The organism is Anabaenopsis tanganyikae CS-531, from assembly GCF_029891675.1.
GTDB classification, from domain to species: domain Bacteria; phylum Cyanobacteriota; class Cyanobacteriia; order Cyanobacteriales; family Nostocaceae; genus Anabaenopsis; species Anabaenopsis arnoldii.
Window position 1 is genome coordinate 1 of record NZ_JANQDF010000146.1, and the last position, 8,793, is coordinate 8,793.

Sequence of the window (8,793 nt, forward strand, 5' to 3'; positions counted from 1 at the left end):
AGACGCGATATTTCTCAAGTTAAGATTTCCAAGAAAGACTACCGCTATCATTGCTTGGTTTTCGCGTTGGCAATAGTCTTAATTCAATACTTGATATCGTAGGATTATATATCAAGTGGGCGATTTTCTTAACTCACTTATGTCAATACTTGTCAACATAAGTATAGCTTTGTCTATAAAATAGTCAGCTTAGGACTAGCTCCCTATTACTTGTCAGCCGCAGCGCTATATAGGGGATTTTTAGCTTTAACTCTTTCATTGATGTAGTCATAAGTCTGGCGGAAATTGGGAACAGCCCGCATTTCTAGGCGACTACCATTTCTGAGGGTTAATACCATATCTCCCCAAAAGCCAATGCCACGGGGAACTTTGACAATTTTCACAATCTCTGAATAAATGATATCCGTGCGATCGCCTCCTCTCCAACCTCCCGTTACGGAAATCCGGCGGTCAGTGATGCGGAAACGTAGCCATAATGCTCTGACAATGGCTCCCACAGTCAATGGTAGCCCGACGACAGTTAGTCCAATCAACACATTGAGGATTAAGTCCCCGATGTGGGGGCCTCCCTCATAATAAACTTCTTCACGAATGCCCATCAAACACCTCAGCTTTTACCAACAACTCTTTTAATTCTTGCAGAAATTGCTGGCTTACGCACTGAGATTCTGCTGCTGCTGGTTTGACAACAATGACTAGCCGCCAACCTGGAAACAATTTTGGCAATAGCTCATGCAGTGCAGCTGTAATCTGGCGTTTGATCCGATTACGAATTACTGCTTTTTTGCTGACTTTTGTGCTAATAGAAACGCCAAATTTTGTGCTCGATAGTGGCTGCTCACTGATTACAGTATCCAAGGAAGGCTTTTTCAACCCTGAAGGTTTTAAAGCTCTCAATGTGAAATGAGAACTGTGACGACGAATTCCTTCCCGGAAAACTGCTTGGAAATCTTTTCGAGATTTTAATCGATTTGCTTTGGGCAAAGCCACATCTGGTCTTCTTGAAATTTCCTAAACGCTCAGACGATGACGTCCCCTTTTTCTTCTGGATCGGATCACATTTCTTCCTGTTGGTGTCTGCATCCTAGCCCGAAAACCAGAAGTTCTTTTTCTTTTACGGCAAGTGCCGCCCAGGGTCCTCTTCATCCCGTTCTCCTCTTAGGCGATTTTTATAAAAAGTTACAATCCCTTACTATATCACTTCCAGAACTAAAAATGATATTTTTTTTAAATGTCCTCAACAATTAATCAGGCGGGTTGATCAAGACCATCGTTAATAATTAAGCAAATCTGTGATATCTTCCGTAGCCTAGGCATACCCGCCCTTAGTAAAAATGATTGCTCAAGAGATACTCAAAACCCAGGTTCCCACATAACGCTCTAAGGGTAAATCCCCAGGAGAGAGAATCTGACAGTTAAAATAATACATCCCCCCAAAACTCGGTGTTTTGACGTCTGACAGCACTAACTCAACTTCTCCTCCGGCTGCTACCGGCTTTTGGGGGAAAATTTCTATACGGCGAGCTTCTTTGTTCCATTTGACTTCATCTAGGGGAACTTTTTCACCTTTGACTTTGACCTCCACTTTGTTCGGGTCGAAACTTCCTTCGTAATAATCTGGGTAGCTAACCACAAACTGAGATGCGGCTAAGTTCATTTTTTTGGCTGGTATTCGCAGTCTGAATCGCTCCCAGCTATTAGCCTGTCCGCCAAAGTCTAATCTAAAGGGAAGCTGATTTTTACTGCTAACGCCGCCAAATAGCGTCAGTCCCGGTAAGCCTTGAGCTACAGTTATGACTGGAAACCCAGTCAACAAAGAGCTAGTGACGGCTAGAGCCGAAACAAGTCTCACAAGCAGTTGACGATCACAACCAGGAAATTGTAAATTTTGCATAGTCTAGGTTTCCTCCACCAGAAAACAGGTTAGTGATATAAACTAAGTCTTGAGTCCTCTTAACTCAACTTTACTACTGACACCCTGGTAATTGACGTTAAATTGAAGCAAAAAGTGCCATCACTCTTGAAAGCTTAAGTTTTACTCAAAATATAGAAATCCGGTTTGGTTTCTGAATTGATTTGTCTAGGTAGGGAACAGGGAACAGGGAACAGGGAACAGGTAAGAAGAATTGCCATGTGTACTGAGTCTTGTTCAAAAATCAAATAGGAGTCCTATATATAGTTATAATTTAGACTAAGTAGAAATCAATTTTGTTGCTAAATATTTCTAAATACATCTAATTCCAAAGGTTTTGTGATAAAAACTGATCTATCTAATCAGCGATTGCGCACCAGCGCAGTGCTGGGGGCATTGGCCAATCAAGGGATAGATTGAGGAAAATGAGCTTGATTCAAAGCAGCAATCATTAAAAAATAACGCTAAAAAAATATGTAAAGAAAGAATACTAAAATTTTGCAATGCCTAAAACAAACTAAAGAGAAAGATGCAAAATTAGTAATCAATTTAGGATTTGTAATATGTGAATCTATTTGTGACTATCGGCAAGTGTCAAATCTGCAAGGGGCGAAGTGAGGTTACAACACAGAAAAGCAAAAGTATTTAAGGGTTTATCTACCAGGAAAAGCCATCTCAGACAGTGACGCCCAAAAAAGAGGTATTTATCTCCAGGAGATTTCATGAAAATAGCAGTTGCTAAAGAAATTGAAGTTTGTGAACGACGTGTGGCATTAAATCCTGACACCGTTACCCGGTTAGTGAAACAAGGTTTGGAAGTATGGGTAGAAAAAGGTGCGGGAGAAGGCTCTTGTTTTAGCGATTCTGCCTACGAAGCAGCAGGAGCAACAGTTATAACTGATCCAGCTAAATTATGGAGTGAAGCAGATATTGTACTCAAAGTTAGCCCACCAAAAGAGCGAGAAAATGGCGGCTCAGAAATAGAATTACTGCGACAGGGATCTGTGTTAATCAGTTTCCTTAATCCTTTGGGAAATCCCGCAGTAGTACAGGAACTAGCAAATCGGCACATTACAGCTTTGAGTATGGAGATGATCCCCCGTACGACCAGAGCGCAAAGTATGGATGCTTTGTCTTCCCAAGCTTCACTAGCAGGATATAAAGCAGTATTAATTGCCGCTGCTGCATTACCTAAATATTTCCCGATGCTGACCACAGCCGCCGGCACTATCGCCCCAGCTAAAGTATTTATTATGGGGGCTGGTGTAGCGGGATTGCAAGCGATCGCCACAGCCAGACGCTTAGGTGCGGTAGTAGAAGCCTTTGATATTCGTCCCGCAGTCAAAGAAGAAGTGCAAAGTCTGGGGGCGAAATTCGTCGAAGTCAAACTCGAAGAAGAAACAACTGCAGCGGGAGGATATGCCAAAGAAATTTCCGAAGCTAGTAAACAACGTACCCAGGAAGTTGTGGCGGAACACGTGAAAAATGCCGATGTCGTGATTACCACCGCCCAAGTACCCGGGAGAAAAGCACCAAGACTAGTAACAGAGGAAATGGTAGCACAAATGAAACCGGGTTCAGTAATTGTAGATCTAGCAGCCGAACAAGGGGGTAACTGTGCTTGCACCCAAGCAGGTAAAGATATTCTCTGGAATGGCGTGACGATTATTGGCCCCATCAACTTACCCTCATCAATGCCAGTTCACGCTAGCCAGCTGTATTCTAAGAACTTAACATCCTTGCTGCAATTATTAATCAAAGATAAAACTCTACAAGTAGATTTTGCTGACGACATCATTGATGCGGCTTGCATTACCCACGCCGGGGAAATTCGCAATCAAAGAGTGCAGGATGCGCTAAAAGCTTTGAGTCCTCAAATCGGCACTTAACTAACCGCCCCTCAAAACCTATCTGTGTGCATCTGTGGTTACAAACAGGAGATTTCAGTTCATGACCGAAGCATTACTCGCTGCTTTATTTGTATTTGTTTTGGCATCCTTTATTGGCTTTGAAGTGATCAACAAAATCCCACCGACTTTACACACCCCCTTAATGTCAGGCTCCAATGCCATTTCTGGTATTGCTGTATTAGGGGCAATTGTAGCTGCTGGTGCTAAAGATACCAGTATATCAGTAATTCTCGGTTTAATTGCTGTGGTACTAGCGACAGTTAACGTTGTCGGTGGTTTTCTCGTCACAGATCGGATGTTGCAAATGTTCAAGAAAAAGGAAGTTAAGGCGTGAGCGATTTTCTACCAACTGGGATTCAGCTGACGTACCTGGTCGCTGCATCATTATTTATCCTGGGTTTAAAGAAACTGGGTTCCCCAGCTACAGCACGTAACGGTAACGTGATCTCGGCTGTGGGGATGCTGCTGGCCATTGTCGCCACACTCTTAGATCAGCAGGTACTCAACTATGAGATGATTTTAGTCGGCTTGGCTATTGGTGCCGGAATTGGTGCGATCGCCGCTTACAAAGTCCAAATGACGGAAATGCCCCAAATGGTGGGTTTACTTAATGGTTTAGGTGGTGCTGCTTCCGCACTCATCGCCGTTGCCGAGTTCTGGCGGTTAATTGGCAATGCCCAACCCATACCTCTAGATGTAAACATTTCCATTTTACTGGATGTCTTAATCGGTGGTGTCACCTTAACAGGTAGTTTTATCGCCTTCGCCAAATTGCAAGGTTTAATCAGTGGCTCTCCCATTAAATTACCTTTCCAACAACCATTTAACCTCGCCCTACTGGCTGCCTACTTAGTAGGTAGTGTCTATTTAATCATCACACCCGACAGCCTACCCATATTCTTCGCCGTGGTAGGAGTTTCTTTAGTATTGGGTGTTATGTTCGTCCTCCCCATTGGTGGGGGCGATATGCCTGTAGTCATTTCCCTATTAAACTCCCTATCTGGGATAGCAGCCGCAGCCGCAGGGTTTGTGGTCATGAACAATATGTTGATTATCGCTGGCGCACTGGTGGGCGCATCGGGTTTAATCCTCACCCAGATTATGTGTAAAGCGATGAATCGTTCATTATTTAACGTGCTGTTTGGTGCCTTTGGTGGGGAAGCGTCCGCTCCTAGTGGTGGCGGTGCTACAGGTACTACAACCAATCAAACAGTCCGCAGCATTGACCCCGAAGAAGGAGCAATGATGTTAGGTTATGCTCGTAACGTCGTCATTGTCCCTGGTTATGGTATGGCTGTAGCCCAAGCCCAGCACACTGTCAGGGAATTAGCAGATCAATTAGAACGCATGGGCGTTGATGTTAAGTATGCTATTCACCCCGTCGCCGGTCGAATGCCGGGGCATATGAATGTGTTACTCGCAGAAGCCAATGTGCCTTATACCCAGTTGTATGACATGGATGATATCAATCCCCAATTGGAAGGGGCGGATGTGGCTTTAGTAATTGGTGCCAATGATGTGGTCAATCCAGCAGCCCGCAGCGATACCAATAGCCCCATTTATGGTATGCCGATTTTGGAAGTAGATCGGGCAAAGCAGACAATTGTCATTAAGCGCGGCATGAGTACGGGTTTTGCCGGTGTAGATAATGAATTATTCTACAAAGAAAAAACTACCATGCTTTTTGGTAGCGCCAAAGATATGGTTTCTAAGTTGGTTTCCGAGGTAAAGCAGCTTTAAGGACTATTTTCAAGGGTCAGCTTGCCCTGGGAGGTATCATGTTCCTGGGGCAAGTTTTTTCTGCCAAGATTATTTCACAACAGATCAATCTAATATGCCTAATGATAGAAGCTAATCAAAATGTAAAATTTTGAAATTGAACTAAGTCTCGATGACCAAAAATGCCCGATAATCAATATTGTTGAATTTGTCTGCTGACACAGCACATTTCATCTGGGTGAGGTAAATCAATAGCTGGCAAAACTTCGCCGTCAGCGCTCAGTCGATAGCTTGTGTAGGCTAGCCATAAGCAGCCCGCAACACTACACTTTGATCAGAAAATATGCTGTCAACCCACTACATAACAAACTGCACAAGATGGATGGGTCAAATTTTATGGATCTAAGAAAAATTTAGATTTTGATTTTCAGAATTTGGTCTTTGAAAACAACAAAGATTAAATAATCAGGGTGTGTCATTACTCAGTATATTTATATGTTATCAAAACAAGAACGTCAAATAGATTTTGTAGGTAATATCCCTTTTATATCAGTTCATATTGGTGGATTATTGATTTTTTGGGTAGGTTTTAGTTGGACTGCTTTAATTACTTGTTTATTATTATGGTTTGTGCGGATGTTTGGCATCACCGCCGGATACCACCGTTATTTTTCACACCGTACTTATCAAACAACCCGTTTTTTTCAGTTTATTCTGGCGGTTTTAGGTAATGCTTCGGCGCAGTTAGGCCCATTATGGTGGGCTGCACATCATCGTCATCACCACAACTATGCAGATACAGAACAAGATATTCATTCCCCCATTATTCATGGTGGCTGGTGGTCACATATTGGTTGGGTAGTCTCTCCTCAATATTCTCAGACTGATGAACGCAAGATCCGAGATTTTGCCAAATACCCAGAGTTACAGTATTTAAACCGTTTTCATATGCTGGTGCCTATCTTGCTAGCAATCGCCGTTACTGTTATCGGCATATTGTTTCAGATTTATCTTCCTGGCCTACAAACATCTGGTTTGCAGATGCTTATCTGGGGGTTCTGTTTAAGTACTGTCCTGGTTTATCACTCAACTTTTACAATTAATTCTCTCGCCCATATCGTTGGTTACCGTCGTTTTAATACCTCGGATAATAGTCGCAATAATCTGTTTTTAGCTTTAATTACTTTAGGTGAAGGTTGGCATAATAATCATCATTATTATCCCGCATCAGAACGTCAAGGTTTCTATTGGTGGGAAATAGATATTACTCATTACATTCTTACCCTATTATCATGGCTGGGAATTGTTTGGAATTTAAGAACTCCTCCTCAAACAATTTATGACCAGTCTCATAGTTGAGCTAAAAAGTAGTATTACCACCTTTTCGGATGTGATACTTGCGCCAACTCAAATAGGAGAAATACTCAAAAATGGTGTAGGAACATGATCAAATCACGTCCCTACAAATAACGAATTATCGTCGTTTGGGAGAAGTGCGTCGCAGTTCGCGTTTTTCCTCTTCTCGGCGACGGCGATCGCGCCAATCTGCTAAGGTCAGATAACCAACCCCACCAGTCACCGCTACCAGCAGCAGCAAGGCCAGTAAGGCCAAAATATTTAGGAATGGATTTTCCACGATTCCCCTATAGTCCGTTACGTCCCCACACTACCATCGCAATTGACCAAGTAAACACAACCAACAGCGATACCCAACCAAGTGTTAAAGTTGCCATAGTCTTACACTTTCTCAATAATTACAAAACGTCTCTAATCCCATAATAATGTCAAAGGGCTGCATAAACAAAAGCCAAGGAAACTTCAGATATGCAAACCATGGCCGAACGCCTAGAATCTCTCAAAGCTGGAATAATTTCGGCTATTTCCTTAAGTCTTGCCTTCCTAATTACCAGTCTGGTAAATACTATGGTGTTAGTACAGTATTTTCCCACACTGGCAAGTCTATATACAAATATTAATTTTCATTGGTGGCTGACTGGGGGAATCGCTGGTTTGTCTGGTTTCCTCTTTGGTGTTACCTACCGCTACATTATCCGCACAGATAACAACACTCAACTTAAATCCGGTGCTGTACTGGCTTTCGGTTTAGTGCGGGGCTTAACGCAGCTCAACTCTACCGATAATATTATACCTGATTTAGTCCAAGCCGGGGAAAGTATATTTTGGTTCGCCATGGGGGCGATCGCCCTTGATACAGCTATACAAATCCGCTGGGTTAAACCTTTCCCCTCCACAAATGATAGGGAGCAACTAAACTAAGATTCATACACAATTTCTGTTCCCTCTTCATAGCGATCGCCCCTTAGTACAGTCAACCGTCAACCGTCAACCGTCAACCGTCAACCGTCAACTAATTTCCTCTGGAGCAAACAATTCCATCAAAGCAACCGTACCCACAAAAAACGTATAAATCCCATATTTGATAGGTGTTTCTTGTTTTCTCCCGGCATAAAAACCCCCAATCACCGCCTCAATTAAATGGGCGCTAATGGCAAAACGTTCCAGCCAAAAAATAAAATTCAGGCTGCTGGGTGTGACTATATAAATATTACACAATTCCCAGCCAATGGCAGCGGAGATAAAAATTGTCGATATCACTTTGATGATCGTAACAATGGTTTTAAAGATATTCATTGGCTGAGAATACATCTACGTTAAAACATTATGCGACAGATTGCCAAAGATGCCAGCATTCCCGCTGCATCAGCACACAGCGCCGCCGGAAGTGTATAGCTGGTGCGAACAATGCCAATACTACCAAAATACACTGCCATAACATAAAAGGTAGTTTCCGTGGAACCTTGCATAGTAGAAACCAGAAAAGACAGAAAACTGTCCGGGTCATTTTTGATAATTTCCGACATCAACCCAAAGGAACCACTACCGGAAAGAGGGCGAATTAATGCCATGGGTAAAGCTTCAGGGGGAAGGGTGATGAGTGAGGTAAGGGGAGAAACTATGGCTGTGAGGATATCCAGAGCGCCACTAGCACGAAACATCCCAATAGCTACAAAAATCGCCACTAAAAACGGAATAATATTAAACTAAGCCGGTCAGTCACCCAACCGACTCGTCTACAAAACCGTACGTGAGACTTTCACCTCATACGGCTCCTCAGTGATATGGTTCTTGTCATGAATACCTGTAAGACTTCCATCTCTGGCTGTCTTCTTGTCGTGGCAATGTCTGTGCAATAGTTGTAGATTCTTATATTCATCTTTTCCACCTTTGGAG

Annotated in this window: 14 protein-coding genes; 5 read left to right on the forward strand and 9 right to left on the reverse strand. The window is 42.9% G+C overall.

Annotation, left to right across the window (positions count from 1 at the left end):
• Positions 1-206 precede the first annotated feature (206 nt).
• The 4 genes from NWP22_RS14305 to NWP22_RS14320 form a co-directional block, all read right to left on the reverse strand.
• Complete coding sequence (locus NWP22_RS14305; RefSeq protein ID WP_271733437.1) at positions 207-599, reverse strand: PH domain-containing protein; 393 nt, start codon at positions 597-599, stop codon at positions 207-209.
• Positions 586-990, reverse strand: a complete 405-nt coding sequence (gene rnpA / locus NWP22_RS14310) for a ribonuclease P protein component (protein ID WP_271733438.1) — start codon at positions 988-990, stop codon at positions 586-588. Before rnpA ends, NWP22_RS14305 begins: the two co-directional genes overlap by 14 nt.
• Before the next feature lie 21 nt (positions 991-1,011).
• Positions 1,012-1,146 carry a 50S ribosomal protein L34 gene (gene rpmH / locus NWP22_RS14315; RefSeq protein ID WP_271733439.1) on the reverse strand — a complete coding sequence of 45 codons (135 nt, stop codon included), beginning with the start codon at positions 1,144-1,146 and terminating at the stop codon, positions 1,012-1,014.
• 196 nt (positions 1,147-1,342) lie between these two features.
• Positions 1,343-1,894 (reverse strand): DUF2808 domain-containing protein, encoded by a 552-nt coding sequence (locus tag NWP22_RS14320; RefSeq protein ID WP_271733440.1) that lies wholly within the window; start codon positions 1,892-1,894, stop codon positions 1,343-1,345.
• A gap of 740 nt (positions 1,895-2,634) precedes the next feature.
• Between NWP22_RS14320 and NWP22_RS14325 the strand changes: the two genes are divergently transcribed.
• From NWP22_RS14325 to NWP22_RS14340, 4 genes are all read left to right on the forward strand, one after another.
• On the forward strand, positions 2,635-3,801 hold the full coding sequence (locus NWP22_RS14325) for a Re/Si-specific NAD(P)(+) transhydrogenase subunit alpha (RefSeq protein ID WP_271733441.1): 1,167 nt from the start codon (positions 2,635-2,637) through the stop codon (positions 3,799-3,801).
• A gap of 61 nt (positions 3,802-3,862) precedes the next feature.
• Complete coding sequence (locus NWP22_RS14330) at positions 3,863-4,156, forward strand: NAD(P) transhydrogenase subunit alpha part 2 (protein WP_271733442.1); 294 nt, start codon at positions 3,863-3,865, stop codon at positions 4,154-4,156.
• A complete protein-coding gene (locus NWP22_RS14335) occupies positions 4,153-5,562 on the forward strand; it encodes an NAD(P)(+) transhydrogenase (Re/Si-specific) subunit beta (RefSeq protein WP_271733444.1) in 1,410 nt (469 codons plus the stop codon). The genes NWP22_RS14330 and NWP22_RS14335 overlap by 4 nt, the downstream gene beginning before the upstream one ends.
• A 474-nt stretch (positions 5,563-6,036) precedes the next feature.
• Positions 6,037-6,900, forward strand: a complete 864-nt coding sequence (locus NWP22_RS14340; RefSeq protein ID WP_271733446.1) for an acyl-CoA desaturase — start codon at positions 6,037-6,039, stop codon at positions 6,898-6,900.
• A 115-nt stretch (positions 6,901-7,015) separates the two neighbouring features.
• Here the strand turns inward: NWP22_RS14340 and NWP22_RS14345 are convergent, their stop codons facing one another.
• The gene (locus NWP22_RS14345) at positions 7,016-7,177 is read right to left on the reverse strand and encodes a hypothetical protein (protein ID WP_271733447.1); all 162 of its coding nucleotides are present in this window, start codon (positions 7,175-7,177) and stop codon (positions 7,016-7,018) included.
• A gap of 7 nt (positions 7,178-7,184) precedes the next feature.
• Positions 7,185-7,274, reverse strand: a complete 90-nt coding sequence (gene petN, locus NWP22_RS14350) for a cytochrome b6-f complex subunit PetN (RefSeq protein ID WP_006195543.1) — start codon at positions 7,272-7,274, stop codon at positions 7,185-7,187.
• Positions 7,275-7,365: 91 nt separating this feature from the next.
• On the opposite strand from petN, the gene NWP22_RS14355 reads away from it, so the two are divergent.
• Entirely contained in the window at positions 7,366-7,818 is a 453-nt protein-coding gene (locus tag NWP22_RS14355) for a hypothetical protein (RefSeq protein WP_280802019.1), read from the forward strand.
• An 87-nt stretch (positions 7,819-7,905) separates the two neighbouring features.
• Here the strand turns inward: NWP22_RS14355 and NWP22_RS14360 are convergent, their stop codons facing one another.
• The 3 genes from NWP22_RS14360 to NWP22_RS18390 all read right to left on the reverse strand — a co-directional run.
• The gene (locus NWP22_RS14360; RefSeq protein WP_280802020.1) at positions 7,906-8,193 is read right to left on the reverse strand and encodes a hypothetical protein; all 288 of its coding nucleotides are present in this window, start codon (positions 8,191-8,193) and stop codon (positions 7,906-7,908) included.
• Between the two features lie 20 nt (positions 8,194-8,213).
• On the reverse strand, positions 8,214-8,597 hold the full coding sequence (locus tag NWP22_RS14365; RefSeq protein WP_342393880.1) for a spore maturation protein: 384 nt from the start codon (positions 8,595-8,597) through the stop codon (positions 8,214-8,216).
• 36 nt (positions 8,598-8,633) lie between these two features.
• Positions 8,634-8,793: HNH endonuclease (locus NWP22_RS18390; RefSeq protein WP_271731716.1), on the reverse strand; the 160-nt coding region annotated here is incomplete at its 5' end.

Bases quoted from the DNA above. Each gene is read 5' to 3' on its own strand.
- NWP22_RS14305 (WP_271733437.1), bottom strand. From the start codon at position 599: ATGGGCATTCGTGAAGAAGTTTATTATGAGGGAGGCCCCCACATCGGG.
- rpmH (WP_271733439.1), bottom strand. From the start codon at position 1,146: ATGAAGAGGACCCTGGGCGGCACTTGCCGTAAAAGAAAAAGAACTTCT.
- NWP22_RS14320 (WP_271733440.1), bottom strand. From the start codon at position 1,894: ATGCAAAATTTACAATTTCCTGGTTGTGATCGTCAACTGCTTGTGAGA.
- NWP22_RS14325 (WP_271733441.1), top strand. From the start codon at position 2,635: ATGAAAATAGCAGTTGCTAAAGAAATTGAAGTTTGTGAACGACGTGTG.
- NWP22_RS14330 (WP_271733442.1), top strand. From the start codon at position 3,863: ATGACCGAAGCATTACTCGCTGCTTTATTTGTATTTGTTTTGGCATCC.
- NWP22_RS14340 (WP_271733446.1), top strand. From the start codon at position 6,037: ATGTTATCAAAACAAGAACGTCAAATAGATTTTGTAGGTAATATCCCT.
- petN (WP_006195543.1), bottom strand. From the start codon at position 7,274: ATGGCAACTTTAACACTTGGTTGGGTATCGCTGTTGGTTGTGTTTACT.
- NWP22_RS14355 (WP_280802019.1), top strand. From the start codon at position 7,366: ATGCAAACCATGGCCGAACGCCTAGAATCTCTCAAAGCTGGAATAATT.
- NWP22_RS14360 (WP_280802020.1), bottom strand. From the start codon at position 8,193: ATGAATATCTTTAAAACCATTGTTACGATCATCAAAGTGATATCGACA.